A 19,640-nucleotide genomic window follows, 5' to 3' on the forward strand; every position below is an offset into this window, starting at 1 on the left:
CCCCGCTCCGCTGGCATAGCGCAGCCCAACTGGTCTCGTGGGTCGTACGGTTCGAGACTCCCGATCAGCGCTGCGGCGCACTACGTGACCCATCATGTGCTCTTGAAGGATTCTGCTTCGTGGAGGCCGTGGGCGCAGGCGCCGGCCAGGGTGCTGGGCTCTCGAACGGCCGAGGAGCACAGCACTCGGTTGCGGCAGGCGGGATCCGGCGTGGACAAGGACATCCCCGCACCGCAGAGGGACTCCTGCCCGCTAAGCGCCCATCGGTCGTGACGTATCCACTTCCGAGCAGGCGGGACGGTTCAGACAGGCAGGTTCGAGCTGGCGAAGCATTGCCTGAGACAGGCGCGTGAACATGTCAATGAAGGCGCTCCCCCCAGATGATCCTGGCTTCGCAGAGTGCTCTTCGGTGCGTGCGGACACGAGTCCCTGGAACGTGCCTGCTTTCAGGTGGTACTTGGCCGGATCAGCCACCTCATGGTTGGGCAGTGCCATGGCGCCGGTCGCTCTCGCGTTCGGCATCATTGCTCATTCGGGCAGCGCCACGGACCTGGGGATCGCCCTGGCGGCCCGGAGTATTCCCCTAGTCGTTTTCCTCGTGCTCGGCGGAGCCCTCGCGGACCGTATGCCGAGCGGTCGGCTCCTATGGCTTGCCAGCCTCGGCTGCGCCTTCACTCAAGGAGCCGTCGCCGCCTTGCTGCTGTGCGGGACCGTGCACCTCGGCGCAATCGTCGTATTGGAGCTGTGCAACGGCGCCATTAGCGCCTTCGCAACACCAGCGACTACCGGCATCGTGCCCGCACTGATCGCTGCCCCAGGCCGACTCCGTGCCAACTCCCTGCTCAGCGGTTCTCGAGGTGCAACCAAGGTCCTGGGGCCTGTCCTGGCCAGTCTGGTAGTCGTGACAGTCGGCGCGGGTTGGGCGCTCGCTGTGGACGCTGCCACATTCTTGTTTGCCGCTTTCTGCATCAGACGTCTGGCACTGCCCAACCGCATCTCCAGCAACACGACAGGGCTATGGGGCGACATTCGCGACGGCTGGAAGGCGTTTCGCTCGACTACCTGGGTGTGGGTGTGCACGGTGGCCATGTGCGTGGCCAACTGCGTGCAGGCCGGCATCTGGGGCGTGCTGGGTCCAACGACGGCCCAGGACACCATCGGCATCACGGCGTGGGGCGTGATTCTAGGTTCCGGAGCCGTTGGCCACCTCGTGATAAGCGCAGTGATGTACCGGCTGTCAGTGAGACGTCTCCTTGGGTTTGGTCATCTGTGTCTGGCTCTGGGAGCAATCCCTCTGCTCGCTCTGGGCCTGCAGGCGAATGCCGGCCTGCTCATCGCAGGCTCGTTCGCCGCTGGTCTCGGCACCGGAGCGGTGACGATCTCCTGGAGCACCTCATTGTATTCACACGTGCCTGAGGACGTTCTGTCGCGCGTCTCGGCCTTTGACCACGTCGGGGCTTTCATCGCAGTCCCCTTAGGACAGGCCGTTGCAGGACCCCTGGCAGCAACGGCCGGTGCGTCCACGGTAGCCGTCTTTGGATCAGTCGTCTTCGGGGTGACGGCGCTACTTCCACTCGCCTTCCCTTCAGTGCGACGCCTTCGTGAGGAGTGAATAACAGCAAAAGATTCCGACTGCTCTACGGCATCAACTATCGAGACAAGGTGGTCATACGTGCGTCCACTCTCTTTGCCCCCTGTCAACTCATGGAACGAATGGGATCCCCTGCGTGAAGTGGTGGTGGGATCTGCTGAAAATTCCTGCTTCGAGCCGACAGAGCCCGGCAACAAGCCCACCATCCGAAATTCCCCCGGCACACCCTTCCCCACGGGTAGAAAATCCAAAGAGGCGATCGACCTTGCCAATGAGGAGCTCGCCGGGCTCGTGGCCGTGTTGGAGTCCCAGGGAGTGACGGTACGCCGCCCCGAACCTCGCAACTACGCATCCCCCATTCGCACACCGGATTTCGAAGTCAAAAACCAGTACTGCGCCGTCTGTCCGCGGGATGTTCTGATCACCATAGGCAACGAGATTCTAGAAGCCACCATGTCACGCCGGGCACGGTACTTCGAGTACCAGGCCTATCGCAGTCTCGTTTACCAGTATTGGAACGCCGATACTCGTGTCGCGTGGACGACGGCACCCAAACCCTCGATGGCCGATGAAATGTATCGCGAGGACTTCTGGGCCTGGCCGTTGGAAAAGCGGCACGCGATGATGCATTCCTTCGAGTTCTGCATCCACCAGAACGAGGTGATATTCGATGCGGCAGACATAAGCCGATTTGGCACGGATATCCTTGTCCAGGAGTCCATGACGACAAATCGGGCCGGCGTCCGATGGCTCAAGAGGCACCTGGAACCCCGCGGCTTGCGTGTCCACCCAGTGCACTTCCCTCTAGACCTCTACCCTTCGCACATAGACTGCACTTTCGTTCCCTTGCGTCCAGGGCTGATTCTCACCAATCCTGACCGGCCACTCCGGGACGGTGAGGAGAAGATGTTCCTGGCGAACGAATGGGAATTCGTCGAGGCTCCGCAGCCGGTCCTAGGCAATGACGAGATGCCACCCTACTGCCAATCCTCCAGATGGCTCTCGATGAACATTCTCAGCATCTCACCGACCAAAGTCATCTGCGAAGAGCAGGAGACGCCTCTCCAGAGACTGCTCGAAAAACATGGATTCGAAGTCCTCCCCATACCATTCCGTAATGTCTTCGAATACGGCGGTTCCTTGCACTGCGCCACTTGGGATGTACGGCGTGAAGGCAATCGGGAGGACTACTTTCCTCACGTCGCTTACCAACCGTTGACCTGACCCGCGACCCCACCGAAAGCGTCTAGGCGGATAACACACCTGGTCAGTTCATCCGGCCTCCCATCCCATCCAGGTCACACCGCAGGGGAGAATACTGATGCATGTTCTGCTGGTTGGAGCTCGTCCGGAAACCGTCGTGGGTTTGCATCGTGGCGGGCACGACATCACGCTTCTGTACGAGGCCTGGGAAGCCGCACGTATGAGCGGCAATCCGGAGCTGGAGGGCTGCATCGCCCGCAAGTGTGCGGTCGATTCGTACCGTAACGTGGAATCCCTGTGGTCGGGTATTGATCACTTGAAGCCGCTCCCGAAAATTGATGCCGCTCTCACGGTCTCCGAGTATGCGGTGGTCCCTACCGCGATCCTCGGCAAGCAGATCGGCGCCATCGGCCTCGATCCCGCCGTCGCAATGGCATGCAGAGATAAAGCCATACAGAAAACCCTGTGGACTGAATCGGGAATCCCGACGGCTAAATTCCTCGTACTGCCGGACGCGGCGGAGCAGAGAGAAGTCGAGAAACTCCTGGACCGAGCAGACCTGCACGCTCCCTTTGTCATCAAGCCACTGGCAGCCGGCGGTTCAGAGAACGTATCCGTAGTGGATTCACCAGCCGAAATCGCCGCCTACGCCGAAGCCAACCCGCACATGCGACGCCTCCTCGTAGAAGAACACATCACGGCTCCGGAATGGCATTTTGATGGGATCGTGAAAGACGGACGAATCACCAATCTTATGGTTTCACGCTATGTGGAACCACTGCTCTGCACTAAGAGGGGAGAACCTTCCCGGTCCGTCGCCCTGCCCCCTTTGAAGAACCTCGATCTCTATGCCGAGGTCGAGGAATTCACGACACGAGCACTCGCAGCGCTGTCTCACTCCGTCGGTGTCTTCCATTTTGAAGCATTCGGACAGCAGGGCAGCTTCATCGCTAGTGAACTCGCCTGCCGACCAGGAGGCAGTCTCGTTGGAGCGGTAGCCGAAAAGACGATCGGGGTCGACCTATGGGCCGCGGCCACACAACTATTCACAAATGATGAACCAGAGGTACGCGAGGTCGAGTCCGGCCTCGTTCACGGCTGGGTCAATCTGCCCTCCATCCCAGGAATTCCCAACATGGTCCGAGAAGAAGACCTCACCCGAATCAACGGAGTGGGTCAGGTCTCGGTAACGCCTCAAGGACGAATGATGTACGACATGTCCGAGACAACATCCACGGGGATTGGCTTCGCAACTGTGAGCGCCTCCGACGATGCAGAATGCCGCCGCGTGATGGACGCGGTGATCGCAACGGTTCGAAACATACACGAAAAGACCGCCAAGTCCACATCAACGGAATCCAACGAAGACGCGCCCTGAATCTGCGTCCAGCGATAGCGATCCGGGCCGACCTTGCGGCCAATCCGCTCCACCCAACCTGGACTTCACAATTCGTCCTATTGGCATGAAACACCCTGTCCTAGATAGCACAAAGGGAGAATTCTGATGCACGTTCTGCTGGTAGGGGCCCGCCCGGAAACCGTACAGGCATTGCATCGTGCCGGACACGACATCACGCTTCTGTACGAAGCCGGCGAGGTATCACGTATGAACAACACTCCGGAGCTGGAGGGCTGCATCGCGCGCAAGTGTGCGGTTGATTCGTACCGTAACGTGGAATCCCTGTGGTCGGCTATTGATCACTTGAAGCCGCTCCCGAAAATCGATGCCGCTCTCACGGTCAACGAGTATGCGGTCGTCCCTACCGCGATCCTCGGCAAGCAGATCGGCGCCATCGCCCTCGATCCCGCCGTCGCAATGGCATGCAGAGACAAGGCCATACAGAAAACCCTATGGACTGAATCGGGAATCCCGACGGGTAAATTCCTCGTACTGCCGGACGCGGCGGAGCAGAGAGAAGTCGAGAAACTCCTGGACCGAGCAGACCTGCACGCTCCCTTTGTCATCAAGCCACTTGCAGCGGCGGGCTCAGAGAACGTATCCGTAGCGGAGTCACCAGCCGAGATCGCCGCCTACGCCGAAGCCAACCCGCACATGCGACGCCTCCTCGTAGAAGAACACATCACGGCTCCGGAATGGCATTTTGATGGGATCGTGAAAGACGGACGAATCACCAACCTTATGGTTTCACGCTATGTGGAACCACTGCTCTGCACTAAGAGGGGAGAACCTGCCCGGTCCGTCGCCCTGCCCCCTTGGAAGAACCCCGATCTCTATGCCGAGGTCGAGGAATTCACGACACGAGCACTCGCAGCGCTGTCTCACTCCGTCGGTGTCTTCCATTTTGAAGCATTCGGACAGCAGGGCAGCTTCATCGCTAGTGAACTCGCCTGCCGACCAGGAGGCAGTCTCGTTGGAGCGGTAGCCGAAAAAACGATCGGGGTCGACCTATGGGCCGCGGCCACACAACTATTCACAAATGATGAACCAGAGGTACGCGAGGTTGAGTCCGGCCTCGTTCACGGCTGGGTCAATCTGCCCTCCATCCCAGGAATTCCCAACATGGTCCGAGAAGAAGACCTCACCCGAATCAACGGAGTGGGAGAAGTCTGGATAACTCCTCAGGGAAAGATAATGGTCGACATGACCGAGACGACAGCGATGGGGATTGGCTACACAACCGTGACTGCCTATGACGAGACCGAATGCCGCCGAGTGATGGACGCAGTGGTCGCAACGGTTCGAAACGTCCACGAAGAGACCGCCAAGTCTGCATCGACGGAATCTCAGGAAGGCACTCCCGGAAACGGTGATTCGCAATGAGGGTTCTCATTGCGAATGATATCGATCTGTTCGAGCGCAGCGATCCTCGTGCTTGGGCCCAGCGAGCATTTTGGTTCGTAGAGGAAGGCGATGTCGTCATACTCTCCGACGCCCCAGATCAGGATTTCCTCGACCATGTCGGAAAAACTATTGGCGTGGACATGGCTCGGGTGAGTATTAACATCAGTCCCGAAGGTCGCTTCGGGAGGCGCCAGATCGACCCTTTCTCCTTGCTCGACGAAGGGTTTACAGAATCGATTTCCCGGCAGCTAGGAGACGTGTCTGAGATTTTCCCCCTCTTCCCTTCGGCTCAGCTGGGCGAATTTGCATCGAGACTCGGTCTCGCGGAGCACCTGCCCGGGGCTTCCTTCTTCGCTCAAGGAGGCAGTGCATTGGTCAACAGCAAGGCCACGTTTCGCGCCATCGCCTCCGGTACAGGAGTGCAAATAGCCCCAGGATCCGTCTGTTGGAGCCCAACTGAAGCTGCTCATGCAATGCAGAGCGTGATCGACACGGGCCACGATGTGATGGTGAAAAAGACACAACACGGAGGCGCGGCAGGAAATGAAATCGTGCTGCGGGCCGGCAGCCGCCTCCCCACGAACATAGGCGGGCGACACTTTCATTACCTTAACGCAGCAGACGGCGTAGCTCGATATTGGAGCGACCGCTGGAGGTGGGCGTCAGCGGATGGTGTCCATCCCGTTGCCGTCGAACGCCTCCTCAACGTCTTGACCAGTTGCTACGCAGAATTCAAGGTTACCGACGCGGGCGTCGAACTCGGCAGTGCAGGGTCTCTTACATACATCGAAAGGCTGTTGGCATGTGACACGCTAATACCCAATTCGAGGGCAGCTACGCAATATTCTCCCCTCATTACAGATTCCGAAAAACTGGCGCACGCATATCATTCCATCGGTTATCGGGGACGTCTATGCGCAGACGCTGTGATCACGGCAGGCGGGGAAATAGTCTTCACGGAAGTGAACGCCAGGACGACCACCTCCACACACCTGTATGAGGTGCTCAGAGATCGGATTGTTGAACCAGCGTTCAGCACTCGGACAATTAAGCAGATCGCTGCTGCGGCGACGTGGGAGCCCGTGACGACTGGCGCTTTCCTCTCCGCCATACAAGCCGCAGGGCTCGCTTACGATCCTGTAGATCGACAAGGCATACTCATGACAATGCCTGTGCCTCCGGGAGAAGGAAGTAAGGGGTTTCTGTACATCCTCGTATACAGAAGCCCAGCAGACGAAGAGGCATACATCAACGAACTGGACCGGCTTTTTTCAGCGCACTCTGGCCGGTAACTTCTCTCCATCTTCGACGCCCACCAGTAGCAGATTCACAGGAGGTGCCGTGATCAATCAGCGCGAGGAATCGGCAGGGAGCAGTCACCAAGAGACCGATCCCATTGCCGTCGTTCGTGAGTATTATCGCTTGGTGGATGATGGTGATGTCACCGGCCTTCTGCAATTGTTCGAACCCACGGCAGAGTACTCTCGGCCTGGGTATGAAGGACTCACAGGGGCTGCATTGGAAAGGTTCTACCGCCATGAGCGAGTCATCAGGACCGGTCGCCATGTGATATCCAAAGCGATCATCCAGGGAGGGGAAGTTGCTGTTCATGGAACTTTTCGCGGCATGCTGCACAACGGCGCCGAGATCTCCGTGCGCTTTGCGGATTTCTTCACTGTGACACCGCTCGGCACATTTTCCGCCCGCACCACTTTTTTCTATACGCCGCTGGTCTGACCTAAAACAGATGACTGACTGTCCCGTCTCCGCTGAAGACGCTGGCCACCAAGATGTGGGCCGGTGGGACCCGGCTGTCACGTGATGACTATCGTCCGCGTGTGTCGAGTGCGTCGCTCTGGTGTGACTTTGCCATACCTCGAGCCTTATTGCGCGTGACGATCTCTCTTGTCCTTGATGTGCACCCGTTTTCCCTTGCGTGACCTCGGGGCCCGGCACAGGGGAGCGTGACGTCTAAGAGCTGCCGTTCTATCGCAAGGACTCAGGTTATGAGCAATCAATTCCCTCTGTCCCGGACGAGGACCCCTGTACCGGATGCCGAGCGTGCTGCGATTCTTGCTGCCCCAGAGTTCGGCCGCTACTTCACTGACCATATGGCCTCCGCCGTGTGGACCCCCGATAGGGAATGGCACGACCGCAAGATCATGCCGCTGCAGCCTTTTCCCCTACATCCAAGCGCCGCTGTGTTGCACTATGCGCAGGAGGTCTTCGAGGGGCTCAAGGCATATCGCCACGCCGACGGCAGCGTCTGGCTGTTCCGCCCAGAGCTCAACGCACGGCGCTTCGCCAGCTCAGCCACACGTTTGGCGCTGCCCGAGCTGGCGGGGGGTGATTTCCTGAGCAGCGTGGAAGAGCTGGTCCGTGCGGACGAGCAGTGGGTTCCGGGATCGGCTGGCGAAGAAAGCCTCTACATCCGTCCGTTCATGTTCGCTTCCGAGGCGTTCCTCGGGCTACGGCCCGCCAAGCGAGTGATCTACTCCGTGATTGCAAGTCCTGTGGGCCCGTACTTCGCATCCGGCGTCAGGGGTGTCACGTTGTGGGTGAACAGCAAGTACACCCGCGCAGCCAAGGGCGGCACCGGAACAGCCAAGTGCGGAGCGAACTATGCGGCAAGCTTTGCGGCGCAGAACGAGGCCCAGCAGCACGGTTGTGACCAGGTGCTCTATCTCGACCGCCTCGGGGCCGACGGCAAGGGCAATCTGGAGGAATCCGGCACGATGAACCTCTGCCTCGTCACCTCCGATCGCCGTCTCCTCACCCCCCCTCTCGGCACGATCTTGGAGGGAGTCACCCGCGCTACGGTCCTTGTCCTAGCCAGCGAGTTCGGGCTGACAGCGGAAGAACGACCTGTGAGCATGGATGAACTTCGTTACGGAGCTGCCGAGGGCAGCATCACGGAGGTGTTTGCCACAGGCACGGCCGCAGTGATCACACCCATTGTCGGCTTTAGGGGGAACGGGTACGAGTTCACGATCGGCAACGGGGCACCTGGCGCATGGACCTTGGCGCTGCGCAAGCACGTGCTGGACATTCAGTATGGACTTGCAGAGGACACTCATGGCTGGTTGCGCCGCGTCATCTGAAGTGGCAGCCAATGGAGGCTCGATTCCCTGAGAGGATCGAGTCATGGCACGTCTGTCCCCCTACCCTCCCGAGCTGCGTGAGCGTGCGGCACGCATGGTCGCGGAGATCCACCCGAACTACCCGACCGAGTGGGCCGCGATGAAGGCGGTTGCGGCGAAGCTGGGCATCGGTGCAGCGGTGACCGTGCGGATCTGGGTCCGCAAAGCGCAGGTGGACGCCGGCCAGCGGCCCGGCACCACCTCGGAGGAAGCCGCGGAGATCAAGCGTCTGCGGGGCCGAGAACGCCGAACTGCGTCGGGCGAACGAGATCTTGAAGGCGGCGTCGGCTTTCTTCGCGGCCGAGCTCGACCGGCCGTAGAAGCGCTCGTAGAGCTCGTAACGCGATCATGATCGGTGTTTCTTGAGGCGTCTCCAGCAGATCAGACTGCAGGCCAACGAGAGGAATGCGTCGTGGAGTTCGGTGCGGCGTTCCCAGCGGACGGCGAGGCGCTTGAACTGGTGGAGCAGGGCGAAGGTCTGCTCGACGACGTAGCGGAGTTTGCCCAGCCCCTTGATGTTCGGGGCGCCTTTGCGGGAGATGACCGGCAGGATGCGCCGCTTGCGCAGCTCACGCCGGTTGGGGTTGGAGTCATAGCCCTTGTCGCCGAGCAGCGAGTCGGGGCGGCGGCGTGGGCGGCCGGGCCGTCCGGCCACGCGTGGGATCCCGTCGACGAGGGCGAAGGTCTGGGTGACGTCGTTGACGTTGGCCGCGGTGGTGAAGACCTTGAACGGGGTCCCCTTGCCGTCGCAGATCAGGTGGTGTTTGCTGCCCGCCTTCCGCCGGTCGACCGGCGACGGACCGGTGTTGGCTCCCCCTTTTTCGCGCGGACGTGGGAGCCGTCCACGCACGCGCGGGACCAGTCGAGTTCGCCGGCCGCGTTGAGTTCGGCGAGCAGGATGCGGTGCAACTGGTCGAAGACGCCGGCCTGCTGCCATCGCTCCAGGCGCCGCCAGCAGGTCTGCCCGGAGCCGAACCCCAACTCCAGGGGCAGGAGTTGCCAGGCTAAGTCGTTGTGGAGCACGTACAGGATGCCCTGCAGACACAGCCGGTCCGCCACCGGCCGCGGCCCCGGCGACTTCTCCGGCCACGCGGGCAGCAGCGGCTCGATCAACGCCCACAAGCCATCGTCCACGATCCACGGCCGAGCACTCACACCATCCCGAACGGCCGAATCATCACATCAGTCACGCCCTACCAGGGCACTTCAACAAGATCGTGTTACGAGCTCTAAGGGCGTGCAGATCTTTAACTCGTGGCTTTCCGTTCGGTGGTTCGTTGGTCTGACATGAGCGGGTTGGAAGGGCAACGGGCCATGCTGGCAGCCAAGTTCGGGGCGATTCTGCCGCACCTGGACGAGCGGCAGCGTCGCCTGGTGATAGGGGCGGAGGCCCAGTCCCTCGGCCACGGCGGGATCCGAGCGGTCGCCCGTGCCGCCGGTGTCCGTGAGGGCACTGTGTCTGCCGGAGTGCGGGAACTCGGCTCAAGAGAGGCCCCGTTGGGACGCATCCGCCGGCCCGGCGGTGGCCGCAAACGCGTCGCCGACCTGAACCCAGCTGTCCGGGAGGCTCTCCTCGCATTGGTCGAGCCCGACGTCCGCGGGGATCCCATGTCGCCGCTGCGCTGGACCACCAAATCCACCCGCAAGCCCGCCGAACAGCTGACCCGGCAGGGCCACCGGATCTGTGCGGACACGGTGGGCGACCTGCTGCGCGAGGAGGGCTTCGGTCTGCAGAGCAATGCCAAGACCCTCGAAGGCAAGCAGCACCCCGACCGGGACGCACAATTCCACTACCTCAACGAGCAGGCCCGCGACCACCAGGACTGCGGGGCACCGGTGATCAGTGTGGACACGAAGAAGAAGGAGCTGGTCGGCCCGTTCAAGAACAACGGCCGTGAATGGGAGCCGCGAGGCGAGCCGGTGCGGGTCGACACCCACGACTTCCCCGATCGCGAGCTGGGCAGAGCGGTGCCCTACGGCATCTACGACGTCGCCGCGAACACCGGCTGGGTCAACGTGGGCACCGACCACGACACCGCCGCGTTCGCCGTCGAGTCGATCCGCCGCTGGTGGAACGGAGCCGGCCGGGCCACCTACCCGACGGCCGGCCGACTGCTGATCACCGCCGATGCGGGCGGCTCCAACGGGTATCGCACCCGCACCTGGAAGACCGAACTCGCCCAGTTCGCCGCTGAGTCCGGCCTGACCATCACCGTCTGCCACTTGCCTCCCGGCACTTCGAAGTGGAACCGGATCGAGCACCGGCTGTTCTCCCACATCACTATGAACTGGCGCGGAAGGCCCCTGACCAGCCACGAAGTCATCATCGAGAGCATCGCGGCCACCACCACCAAGACCGGCCTGACGGTGCACGCCGAACTCGACACCAACCCGTACCCCACCGGCATCCAGGTCAGCGACGAGGAGATCGCCGCCCTACCGATCACCCGGCACCGCTTCCACGGCGACTGGAACTACACCCTCCACCCCCAGCACCCGCCGGAGCCCTTAGCGACCAACACCACGTCAAACCAGGCCCCGACGGACGGTCCGGATCGCCTTACCCAGCAGTCGCTGCAGCCCCTGAACTGACCGGGATGACCCGCCAACAGCTCAGCGAGCTCATCGACGCACTGACTCCCGCGCTGGAGATTCAACACGAGCGAGTGCTCCATACCCGCCGTGGTCACGAGCGCATGGTCGCCCCTGGCGCGGGCGCCAAAGCCAAGCTGACCCCAGCCGACCGGATCCTGGCCACCGTGCTCCACCTGCGCAAACTCGCCACCATGGACCTCCTCGGCCAACTCTTCGGCGTCACCGCCATGACCATCAGCCGCGCGAAACAAGAGGTCAGCCCACTTCTGGAAGCACACGGCCACCACATCAACACCTCAACAGCCCGCCTCCGCACACCAGCCGACGTCACGACCTTCCTCGCTTCCGACCCCACCCAAACCAAGGTCAAAAAGACGAGTTAAAGATCTGCACGCCCTAAGGGTGAGCCGCAGTTGCTGCGGCGCGGCACCACGCCGGTCGCGGTCCTGCTGCCCGTCGACTCCGCCACTGGAATCCCTTCACTCGATTCGGCCGCGGGCGCGGCGACCGCAGGAGGTGCGGTGACCAGTAAACGGGAGCGCAGGAGCGTGCACCGCAGGCTTGCCACGCTCGGCGACGCGATGGGCACGATGCTCACCACTGGTCCTGCCACGGGCCCAACGTTCGGACTGCCCGGACTGGACACCGCCGCCGGCCGTCTGCAGGCAGGCAGGCTGACAGTGGTGGCCGCACCCCCGAACGTCGGCGGGAGTCTGCTGGGGCTGGCCACTGCCCGGAAGACCGCGCTCGTCGACGGCCACCGCGTGCTTTACGCCGCGTCCGGCCCGAACCGCGATGACATGTTCCGCCGGATCCTCTCCGCGGAAACCAGCGGTGACTATCCCCGCCTGAAGCAGGGCCGCCTCACACCTCACGAGCAGGAAGTCGCAAAGCAACTGGGCCAAGCTCCACTGCTGATTGACGACGGCAGCGGCCTGACTGCCGAGGCGATCGCGGACACCGCCCCGCACGTGCTGGACCTGGCCCTCGTGGTCGTGGACCGGCTCCAGGCTGCCCATAGTGCCCGGCTGCCCCTGTCCGGCGACCGCCTGCCGGACGCATCCCAGGCCCTGGCCGCCCTCGCCCGCTCGCTTCACGTCCCCGTCCTGGCCGTCGTGGACAGCGACGACCCCGCGCTCGGGCGCAAGCGCCACCTCGGCTGCGACACCCTCGGCCTGCTGCTGACCGTGCTGGTCACCGCCGCGGGCGTGTCCGACACCGCGGCCGGCGTCCAGCTGCTGTCCCGCATCGCCACCCGCCACCCGCGCGTGACCAAGGCCTGGGCAGACGCCGGCTACCCCTTGGTCCCGGCGGGCGCGGGACCGGGTGGACGTCGATGCCCAGGCGGGCGCCGTGGTCGAGGGCGGTGGTGGTTCACGGTCATTCCGCGGCGGTGGACCATCGAACGGAGCATCGGCTGGCTCATGCACCACCGCAGTCTGGTCTCGTTTCGCCGTCGGCTCGGTGATGCCCCCCTTCGGCGGAACGGCATCCGGTGTCGGCCCGCCCGTGTCCGGGCGTCCTTGATCGTTAGAGCGGCGGATCGAGGGGTGATTGAGTTTCTTCAACCGAGTCTCATGAGAGTGAAGCCGCGCTTGGTGTTGACCCTGTTGCAGAGCAGGGTCGTTGCCGTAGGTCCCGTCTGTGCCGTCAGCTGCTGCGTCACCTGATCGGCGGCCATTCTGAAGAAGCTCATTGCCACCGGTGTGTCACAGCAGTGGCGGACTCGGGACGCATTCGATCCGAATAGCTGCGTGGGACGTATTGGCTATTGGTTGACGAAGCATCCCCAACAAGATCAAAAGCGAACGCTCACCCAACCCACCCGTCCTGCTGCTGCAAGGCCGGCTTGGGTTCGTTCTCAGCAGCAGCGGAGGCAGTTGAGCGACCCTCGTGCCGTTTGGGTTGCCGGTGCCTCTGCCAGGACAATAATCGGGACGAGAGGCCACCGCCGAAACCTCGGTGACCCTCGCGGCTGAGGGAGCGGTCCAGCCAGGAGGCGACGGTGAATCCGATGACCATTCCAGGTCCGAAAGGCTACCCACTGCTCGGCGTGACCCCCATGATGATCAAGCGCGGTGCGGATTTCCTGCTGGAGTCCTTCCACGCATACGGTGATGTAGTGGCACTACCGCTGAAGCGGCCGGCCACGATGTACCTGCTTGCACACCCTGATCATGTTCAACAGGTGCTGGTCAAGAACAGCTCGAAGTACGTCGTGGTGCGGCCCAGCGCGCACTACAACACGCTCATGGGCAACGGCCTGACGGTGAGCAACGGCGATTACTGGCGGCGACAGCGTCGGATACTGCAGCCGGCATTCCAAAGACGCAAGACCGATGTCATGAGCGATATCATCACGGCCCGGATCGCCGCCGTGATCAACGACTGGGAAGCCGGCCCGGACAGCCAGGTCGAGATATCGCACCAAATGGAACGTATATCCCTCGGTGTGCTGCTGGACACCCTGCTCGGCACCAGCCTCGATGACCGGCAGGTTCGTCGCCTGACCAGCAGCGTGCAACGTGTGCTGACCGCGGCGGGCAAGGGCATGTTCCTGGAGATACCACCCTCCTGGCCGACCCCCGAAAATCGGCGGATCAAGCACGCCCAGCAGGAGATCAACCACGTCATTCACGAGATCATCAGCCAACGGCGCGCCAGCGGGCCCCGCGCCGAGCAAGACCTGCTCTCCCTACTCCTCGACGCACGCGACGAGACCACCGGCGAGGCGCTGAACGAGACCGAACTGCGCGACGAAATCACAGCGAACCTGGTGGCCGGTTACGAAACCACCGCCTGCGCCCTCGACTGGTGTCTACACCTGGTTGCCACCCACCCACAGGTGGAGCAACGTCTTGTGACCGAGATACAGACCGCCCTCAACGGCCGCCGTCCCACTGCCGACGACCTTGCCGCAATGCCGTACCTTGGCCAGGTCATCAACGAGTCCATGCGGCTGATCCCGCCGTTCTGGGCCTACACCCGGGTACTGCTCGGTGAGGAAGAGTGCTTCAACGGCCACCGCATCCCGCCGAACTCCCTCATCGTGCTCAGCCCCTGGGTCACCCACCACCACCCGCAATTCTGGCCCGACCCCGAGCGCTTCGACCCCGAACGGTTCGCCCCCCAAAATACCGCCGCCCGCCACCGATTCGCCTACTTCCCATTCGGCGCTGGCCCCCGCGTCTGTGTGGGCATGGGACCAGCACAGCTCACCCTCCAGCTCGCCGTCGCCATGATCCTCCAGCAGTACCAACTCCGCCCAGCGCCCGGTCGGTCTCCCCAAGCGCGCACTGCCATGACTGTTCACCCCAAGGACGGCATTATGATGCGCGTCCGCCCCCGCGATGAACCGGCCAGCCACGGCTGAGGGGTGTGTCAATTTAACGGCTGATCTTGGTTGTTGAGTGTCAGCTGTTGCTCGAGGTCAGGCGGCCCTCGAAGGCGATCTGGAACGCATTCAGGGGTGCCTTCCATCGCATGGTCCACCTCTTGCGGCCCTTCCCCGTCGGGTCCAGGCTCATCAGCGCCATGTAGATGCACTTGAGGGCGGCGGCCTCGTTGGGGAAGTGTCCGCGGGCGCGGACGGCCCTGCGGATGCGGGCGTTGACGCTCTCGATCGCGTTCGTGCTGCAGATGACCTTGCGTATCTCGACGTCGAAGGAGAGGAAGGGCACGAACTCGGCCCAGGCGTCCGACCACAGCTTCACAATCGCCGGATACTTCCGGCCCCACGTCTCCTGGAACTCCAGAAACCGTTCCGTCGCCGCGTCCTCGCTGGGTGCGGTGTAGACGGGCTTGAGTGCCTTGGCGACCTTGTCCCAGTCCTGGCGGGCGGCGTAACGGAACGAGTTGCGCAGCAGGTGCACCACACACGTCTGGACGATCGTGCGAGGCCAGACGGCCTCCACGGCCTCGGGCAGTCCCTTGAGCCCGTCGCAGACCAGCATCAACACATCGTCCAGGCCGCGGTTCTTCAGCTCGGTGAACACCTGCAGCCAGTACTTCGCACCCTCGCCGCCGTCACCGGCCCAGATCCCCAGGATGTCCCGGGTCCCTTCGGTGCTCCAGAGCAGATTCCAAGACCCGCTTGGTCAGCTGCTGCAGCAGCCCGCCCTGCCCGGTCAGCTGCAGCCCCTCCGACCGGGCCCGCTCTACCAGCATCGCAACCAGTTGCTCGTCGGACACGGGCGCAGGCTGCCCAGGCTGGGCACTCTCGACAGGTTCCACGGTCTCCAACTCCACGGCGGTGTCAGTCACTTGACGTCTCTCCCATGATCGTCGGATCCGCCGTTAGATTTACACTCCCCCCAGTTCGGCGGTTCCGTCAGGCGTCCGTGCGAGACTTCACCCTGGGCGCGGTGGACTGGGAGCCCGCGCGTGCTCGGTGCCCAGCAGTGGGGCAGATCAGGGACAGATCGCATCATATGCCTAGGTCTTGAGGTGGGCTATGACAAAAGCAGCGGTGTGTCGATATCGAAGCCGTTGCGTGTGCCGTATAGCACCACTGTGACGCTATGGCCGTGCCCCTCTCGGAGGGGGCCCGTCACCAGGTCAGCGTTCCTGTCACCGTCCACATCGCTCAGGTACGGTTCGCCGAAACCGTTGGGTGCGCCATCGTGGATTGCGGGGAGGCCGAGCTGCTGAGTGGTGACTGTTTGGGCTTTGGTGCGAAGGCCCGTGTGACTTCCCGCGAAGAGCAGCAGTCGCCTGGCATCGGCGGTCACGACGACGTCGGCGCAGCCGTCTCCTGTGACGTCTCCGACAGCCTGGGCGCCATCCAGGTTGAAGGGTGAGATGGTGCCGTTGTCATGGGTGATATGTGTTGTCGCGCGTCCCTTGCCATAGCCCTCTGGTGCTCCGTAGATGACGGAGACTTGGCCGCCAGGAACGGAAGGCTGAGCACCCTCATAGCGCAGGCTGCCTTCGGTGAGTACGAGATCCTCTTGGCCGTCGCAGTCGATGTCGCCTGAGCTTGCCGCGGTGGCAGGGGGCAGCTGCCGGCGCCCGGAGCGGGCCTCCTCCGTGAAGGGGTACCAGAGTGTCGGCTGCTTGCCACGCGCGTCAGGCTCGTCGTTGGTAACGATGCCAAGGTCTGGTTCGTCACCGGGACTGTTCGCCGATGACAGCACAGCCAGGCTGTCTCCTTCCCTGGCACCACACGCTCGGGTAGGCGTCACATAGCGCGCTGCTCCCGTGCGCTTGAACGGGCCGTGGAAGAGCTCAGATGGGCCAGAGTCGTCGGCGAACCGCATCAGATCGACATTCTGATCGCCGTCGAAATTGCCCATCTGCAGGCCCATGGTGTGATTGACGTCTGGGTCTGGCGCGACATCCGTATCCGGGTCAGCCGTCATGCGGCGCTGCTTCGCGCTCAGTGCAGGCAGGTGCTGCAGGTAGCTGGCAGCCCCGGTCAAGCCGCTTGGCGCTCCCCAGAGCACAACGGTGTTGTGCTCATCGGGAATCTCGTCACCGCGTACGTGGAGCGCCAGGTCCGCGTATCCGTCATGGTCAAGGTCGCCGGATACCAGCTCGTCAAACCCGTCCGCCTCTCGGATGCCGCGCGGCATTCCAGGGCTGCGGGGCGTGATGACAGCCGACGCTTTGACGTTCAACCGACCAGGCTCACCGCTATATACGCGGACCGCCGTGTTGTCCTGGGCTTTCACGGCAAGATCAGTTCGTCCATCGCCGTTGAAATCGCTGGGTTTGGCAATGGCACGAGCCGGGCTCGGAGCGGTACGCGGCGCCGCATCGGAGGGTGTGCTCATCCCACCGCTGCAACCGCTCAGCAGCAGAAGCGCACCCAGCGCTGAACACACGGCTACGCGAGTTCCCACGAGGACTCCCCATATTCGGCAACTGCCAACGCCAGGTAGCTCTACGGGCCGCACACACGATACGGATCGCACACTCCTCTCTGCCTAACGCGAGAACGTACAAGCAGAGATGTCAGACAGACACTTAGCCTGGCAACTCCTGCCCCTGGAGTTGGGGTTCGGCTCCGGGCAGACCTGCTGGCGGCGCCTGGAGCGATGGCAGCAGGCCGGCGTCTTCGACCAGTTGCACCGCATCCTGCTCGCCGAACTCAACGCGGCCGGCGAACTCGACTGGTCCCGCGCGTGCGTGGACGGCTCCCACGTCCACGCGAAAAAGGGGGAGCCAACACCGGTCCGTCGCCGGTCGACCGGCGGAAGGCGGGCAGCAAACACCACCTGATCTGCGACGGCAAGGGGACCCCGTTCAAGGTCTTCACCACCGCGGCCAACGTCAACGACGTCACCCAGACCTTCGCCCTCGTCGACGGGATCCCACGCGTGGCCGGACGGCCCGGCCGCCCACGCCGCCGCCCCGACTCGCTGCTCGGCGACAAGGGCTATGACTCCAACCCCAACCGGCGTGAGCTGCGCAAGCGGCGCATCCTGCCGGTCATCTCCCGCAAAGGCGCCCCGAACCGAGGTGTGGCCGATGAGGGTGAGCGGATCGTGGTGCGGGCACGGACGCCGCTGGAGGCCGCGGTCTGTGGTGTGCGGGGCGTCGTCGGGGCGGGTGCGCGGCTATCACTGGCGGACGGTGCGGTGACGTCCTCGGCCGGGCCCGAGACCTGGGTGGGCGGGGCCGGTCATCCGGCCCATTCTCGGGCTCAGGAGCGGGCGTGTGGCCGAGGACTCCCGGGCAGCAGCGTCTGCGCTCGGGGCGACGCCGACGGTCACCCGTGCCTGCCCATCCCATTCGAGTAGGGCGCGCGGGGCCCGTTGGGGGCAACGTGAGAGGCGCGGGCTCCGTCGGTGAGAGGGACGGCACGGCGTGTGCCGGTCATCTCCCGTTCCGCCGCCCCGCGCCGGTCGCGTCGGGCGGCCCACTCGTGCAGAGGCTCCTCTTCCGCCACCGTCCTCGTCCTCCTGGAGCTCGTTGCCATCAGGGTGGGGTCAGAAGTCGTTCCAGGAAGTCGTCAGGGCTGACGATGCGCGCGAGGTAGTACGCCGGTCGCCCCTTGGGGGTCTGGGTGTCGTGGTATTCGATCATGCCGAGGTCGTTCGGCACGGGGTGCAGGTAGGCGCCAGGGATGCCGGGGATGGGCATCGCGTCGGGCGGCATGATGCCGAGTTCCAACGCCTCGATCAGCGCGGCCATGACGACGCTCACGGCGCTGAAGAGGGCAGCCGGGGCCTTGGGGCCGATGGCCTGCTGCACGGCCGGAGAAAGGATGAGCGGGTCTTCGTCGTCGGGGCTGGTGTAGTCGTGCTGAGGGCCGTCGTGGGTCAACGGTTCTCCTGCCGCTCGCGCAGGACGGCGGCAGCGCTGCGTCCGGGCGCGGTTCCCGCCTTGACGGCAGCGGCGGTGCGGGCAGTGGCGGGGTCGACGGCGACCTGGACGAGGGTCCACCATCGACGCAGGACGGTAGCGATGGTGTCGTCTGTGGCTTCGCCCATCTGCCGGTAGAACTCCATGCGCTGTGCAGGCGGGAGGGCAGCGGCGACGGCGTCTTGCGTGCGGGGGATGCGGCCGGGGTCGGGTGTGTGGTGTACGGACTGCGCGGTCATGAGAGGCGTTTCCCTTCGCGTGCGGTCAGGCTGCTGCCGTGTGGGGTGCGGCGTAGGCGCTGCGTACGGGTTCGGGGATGCCCTTGAGGGCGCGGAGCTGACCGCCGGAAGGGTTGAACCGGTAGACAACCAGCGGAATCCCGGAGGAGTTGGCGAGGGCGGCGTACCGTGTGCCGGTGGGCCCGGTAACCACGCGCGACCGAGTCAGGTCGGGCTCGGTCGCGTCGATGGTTCGCAGGTGGGCAAGCGTGGCCCGGGCGATAAGTTCGGTGTCTGTGGCCATGCCCTTAACCATACTCCACCGAGCGCTACTCATAACAGGAGCCTTCTAGTACTTAATTGAGTAGCTATTGCAGACGCTCGGGAACACTTGATCCCTCAGACGGTCGAAATGCCGGCCGCTGCGTACCGCGACCACTGCGGGTCCCTGTATCTCTGGGCTGGACGGGCTATCGCGCGCGGCCGTGACGATCCGCACCTGCCACTGACCGGCACCCGCGACAGCCCGCCGATGTCGAGCGACATGGCCTGGGGTGGCCCGGCTGCATACGGCGTGGATCCCGCAACTGGCGAACGACAAGCTCGGCACAAACTGGACCTGCACGACCTGAGGCACACTGCGACCAATCGCATGGCCCTGTTCCTACTTGCGACGCGGTCGCACGATCGAGGGGCGGCCTGCCGAAGGCCACCCTTGATCATTCCGCGGCCCGCTACACTCCAGCCGCTCGGCGAAACCTGTGGGTCAGACAGCGAAATCC

General features: G+C 63.5%; 18 protein-coding genes and 4 pseudogenes. 13 read left to right on the top strand and 9 right to left on the bottom strand.

The genetic code is table 11. The features are described 5' to 3' along the window. Nucleotides 1–361 precede the first annotated feature (361 nt). The 8 genes and pseudogenes from AB5J55_RS44055 to AB5J55_RS44090 all read left to right on the top strand — a co-directional run. Entirely contained in the window at nt 362–1,612 is a 1,251-nt protein-coding gene (locus AB5J55_RS44055; protein ID WP_369275973.1) for an MFS transporter, read from the top strand. A 60-nt stretch (nt 1,613–1,672) separates the two neighbouring features. Continuing rightward, a complete protein-coding gene (locus tag AB5J55_RS44060; RefSeq protein ID WP_369275974.1) occupies nt 1,673–2,815 on the top strand; it encodes a glycine amidinotransferase in 1,143 nt (380 codons plus the stop codon). 97 nt (nt 2,816–2,912) lie between these two features. Next, entirely contained in the window at nt 2,913–4,172 is a 1,260-nt protein-coding gene (locus tag AB5J55_RS44065) for an acetyl-CoA carboxylase biotin carboxylase subunit family protein (protein ID WP_369275975.1), read from the top strand. Nucleotides 4,173–4,298: 126 nt separating this feature from the next. Further along, nucleotides 4,299–5,576 (top strand): acetyl-CoA carboxylase biotin carboxylase subunit family protein, encoded by a 1,278-nt coding sequence (locus tag AB5J55_RS44070; RefSeq protein ID WP_369275976.1) that lies wholly within the window; start codon nt 4,299–4,301, stop codon nt 5,574–5,576. Then, entirely contained in the window at nt 5,573–6,889 is a 1,317-nt protein-coding gene (locus tag AB5J55_RS44075; protein WP_369275977.1) for a hypothetical protein, read from the top strand. Before AB5J55_RS44070 ends, AB5J55_RS44075 begins: the two co-directional genes overlap by 4 nt. Nucleotides 6,890–6,938: 49 nt before the next feature. Then, nucleotides 6,939–7,334 carry a nuclear transport factor 2 family protein gene (locus tag AB5J55_RS44080; RefSeq protein WP_369275978.1) on the top strand — a complete coding sequence of 132 codons (396 nt, stop codon included), beginning with the start codon at nt 6,939–6,941 and terminating at the stop codon, nt 7,332–7,334. 269 nt (nt 7,335–7,603) lie between these two features. After that, nucleotides 7,604–8,698, top strand: a complete 1,095-nt coding sequence (locus AB5J55_RS44085) for a branched-chain amino acid aminotransferase (protein WP_369275979.1) — start codon at nt 7,604–7,606, stop codon at nt 8,696–8,698. A 244-nt stretch (nt 8,699–8,942) separates the two neighbouring features. Further along, nucleotides 8,943–9,033 (top strand): annotated as a pseudogene (locus AB5J55_RS44090) (XRE family transcriptional regulator); the annotation flags it as partial. A 50-nt stretch (nt 9,034–9,083) separates the two neighbouring features. On the opposite strand, the gene AB5J55_RS44095 reads toward AB5J55_RS44090, so the two are convergent. Then, nucleotides 9,084–9,892, bottom strand: a protein-coding gene (locus tag AB5J55_RS44095) for an IS5 family transposase (RefSeq protein WP_369275980.1) whose coding sequence is annotated in 2 segments (ribosomal slippage) — nt 9,084–9,572 and nt 9,575–9,892 — 807 coding nt in all. Because the reading frame shifts where the segments join, the coding sequence is not laid out codon by codon here. Nucleotides 9,893–10,024: 132 nt separating this feature from the next. Here AB5J55_RS44095 and AB5J55_RS44100 point away from each other — a divergent pair. The 3 genes and pseudogenes from AB5J55_RS44100 to AB5J55_RS44110 form a co-directional block, all read left to right on the top strand. Continuing rightward, nucleotides 10,025–11,577: pseudogene (locus AB5J55_RS44100) on the top strand (ISAzo13 family transposase); the annotation flags it as partial. Nucleotides 11,578–11,853: 276 nt separating this feature from the next. Further along, on the top strand, nt 11,854–13,002 hold the full coding sequence (locus tag AB5J55_RS44105; protein ID WP_369275981.1) for a DnaB-like helicase C-terminal domain-containing protein: 1,149 nt from the start codon (nt 11,854–11,856) through the stop codon (nt 13,000–13,002). A gap of 344 nt (nt 13,003–13,346) precedes the next feature. Beyond that, the gene (locus AB5J55_RS44110; RefSeq protein ID WP_369276483.1) at nt 13,347–14,705 is read left to right on the top strand and encodes a cytochrome P450; all 1,359 of its coding nucleotides are present in this window, start codon (nt 13,347–13,349) and stop codon (nt 14,703–14,705) included. A 40-nt stretch (nt 14,706–14,745) separates the two neighbouring features. On the opposite strand, the pseudogene AB5J55_RS44115 reads toward AB5J55_RS44110, so the two are convergent. The 3 genes and pseudogenes from AB5J55_RS44115 to AB5J55_RS44125 form a co-directional block, all read right to left on the bottom strand. Then, nucleotides 14,746–15,396 (bottom strand): annotated as a pseudogene (locus AB5J55_RS44115) (IS256 family transposase); the annotation flags it as partial. Further along, nucleotides 15,359–15,595: a transposase gene (locus AB5J55_RS44120; protein ID WP_369275982.1), complete on the bottom strand. Its 237-nt coding sequence runs from the start codon at nt 15,593–15,595 to the stop codon at nt 15,359–15,361. The pseudogene AB5J55_RS44115 and the gene AB5J55_RS44120, both read right to left, overlap by 38 nt. Before the next feature lie 188 nt (nt 15,596–15,783). Beyond that, nucleotides 15,784–17,106 (bottom strand): FG-GAP repeat domain-containing protein, encoded by a 1,323-nt coding sequence (locus AB5J55_RS44125; RefSeq protein WP_369275983.1) that lies wholly within the window; start codon nt 17,104–17,106, stop codon nt 15,784–15,786. 178 nt (nt 17,107–17,284) lie between these two features. Between AB5J55_RS44125 and AB5J55_RS44130 the strand changes: the two genes are divergently transcribed. Further along, nucleotides 17,285–17,554 (top strand): transposase, encoded by a 270-nt coding sequence (locus AB5J55_RS44130; protein ID WP_369275984.1) that lies wholly within the window; start codon nt 17,285–17,287, stop codon nt 17,552–17,554. Further along, nucleotides 17,458–17,712 (top strand): annotated as a pseudogene (locus AB5J55_RS44135) (transposase); the annotation flags it as partial. The gene AB5J55_RS44130 and the pseudogene AB5J55_RS44135, both read left to right, overlap by 97 nt. 183 nt (nt 17,713–17,895) lie before the next feature. On the opposite strand, the gene AB5J55_RS44140 reads toward AB5J55_RS44135, so the two are convergent. Genes AB5J55_RS44140 through AB5J55_RS44160 form a run of 5 tightly spaced genes read right to left on the bottom strand, consistent with a single transcriptional unit; the run spans nt 17,896 to nt 19,162 of the window. Continuing rightward, the gene (locus AB5J55_RS44140) at nt 17,896–18,048 is read right to left on the bottom strand and encodes a hypothetical protein (protein ID WP_369276484.1); all 153 of its coding nucleotides are present in this window, start codon (nt 18,046–18,048) and stop codon (nt 17,896–17,898) included. Then, a complete protein-coding gene (locus tag AB5J55_RS44145; RefSeq protein ID WP_369275985.1) occupies nt 18,045–18,254 on the bottom strand; it encodes a DUF6087 family protein in 210 nt (69 codons plus the stop codon). The genes AB5J55_RS44140 and AB5J55_RS44145 overlap by 4 nt, the downstream gene beginning before the upstream one ends. After that, nucleotides 18,254–18,601: a hypothetical protein gene (locus tag AB5J55_RS44150; protein WP_369275986.1), complete on the bottom strand. Its 348-nt coding sequence runs from the start codon at nt 18,599–18,601 to the stop codon at nt 18,254–18,256. The genes AB5J55_RS44145 and AB5J55_RS44150 overlap by 1 nt, the downstream gene beginning before the upstream one ends. Beyond that, the gene (locus AB5J55_RS44155) at nt 18,598–18,879 is read right to left on the bottom strand and encodes a hypothetical protein (RefSeq protein WP_369275987.1); all 282 of its coding nucleotides are present in this window, start codon (nt 18,877–18,879) and stop codon (nt 18,598–18,600) included. The genes AB5J55_RS44150 and AB5J55_RS44155 overlap by 4 nt, the downstream gene beginning before the upstream one ends. Nucleotides 18,880–18,904: 25 nt before the next feature. Continuing rightward, nucleotides 18,905–19,162 carry a hypothetical protein gene (locus AB5J55_RS44160; RefSeq protein WP_369275988.1) on the bottom strand — a complete coding sequence of 86 codons (258 nt, stop codon included), beginning with the start codon at nt 19,160–19,162 and terminating at the stop codon, nt 18,905–18,907. Nucleotides 19,163–19,640: the final 478 nt, after the last annotated feature.

It is taken from the genome of Streptomyces sp. R11, assembly GCF_041051905.1.
Taxonomy (GTDB): Bacteria; Actinomycetota; Actinomycetes; order Streptomycetales; family Streptomycetaceae; genus Streptomyces.

Bases quoted from the DNA above. Each gene is read 5' to 3' on its own strand.
- AB5J55_RS44145 (WP_369275985.1), bottom strand. From the start codon at position 18,254: ATGGCAACGAGCTCCAGGAGGACGAGGACGGTGGCGGAAGAGGAGCCT.
- AB5J55_RS44155 (WP_369275987.1), bottom strand. From the start codon at position 18,879: ATGACCGCGCAGTCCGTACACCACACACCCGACCCCGGCCGCATCCCC.
- AB5J55_RS44065 (WP_369275975.1), top strand. From the start codon at position 2,913: ATGCATGTTCTGCTGGTTGGAGCTCGTCCGGAAACCGTCGTGGGTTTG.
- AB5J55_RS44160 (WP_369275988.1), bottom strand. From the start codon at position 19,162: ATGGCCACAGACACCGAACTTATCGCCCGGGCCACGCTTGCCCACCTG.
- AB5J55_RS44125 (WP_369275983.1), bottom strand. From the start codon at position 17,106: ATGAGCACACCCTCCGATGCGGCGCCGCGTACCGCTCCGAGCCCGGCT.
- AB5J55_RS44130 (WP_369275984.1), top strand. From the start codon at position 17,285: ATGTCAGACAGACACTTAGCCTGGCAACTCCTGCCCCTGGAGTTGGGG.
- AB5J55_RS44075 (WP_369275977.1), top strand. From the start codon at position 5,573: ATGAGGGTTCTCATTGCGAATGATATCGATCTGTTCGAGCGCAGCGAT.
- AB5J55_RS44085 (WP_369275979.1), top strand. From the start codon at position 7,604: ATGAGCAATCAATTCCCTCTGTCCCGGACGAGGACCCCTGTACCGGAT.
- AB5J55_RS44070 (WP_369275976.1), top strand. From the start codon at position 4,299: ATGCACGTTCTGCTGGTAGGGGCCCGCCCGGAAACCGTACAGGCATTG.
- AB5J55_RS44110 (WP_369276483.1), top strand. From the start codon at position 13,347: ATGACCATTCCAGGTCCGAAAGGCTACCCACTGCTCGGCGTGACCCCC.
- AB5J55_RS44055 (WP_369275973.1), top strand. From the start codon at position 362: ATGAAGGCGCTCCCCCCAGATGATCCTGGCTTCGCAGAGTGCTCTTCG.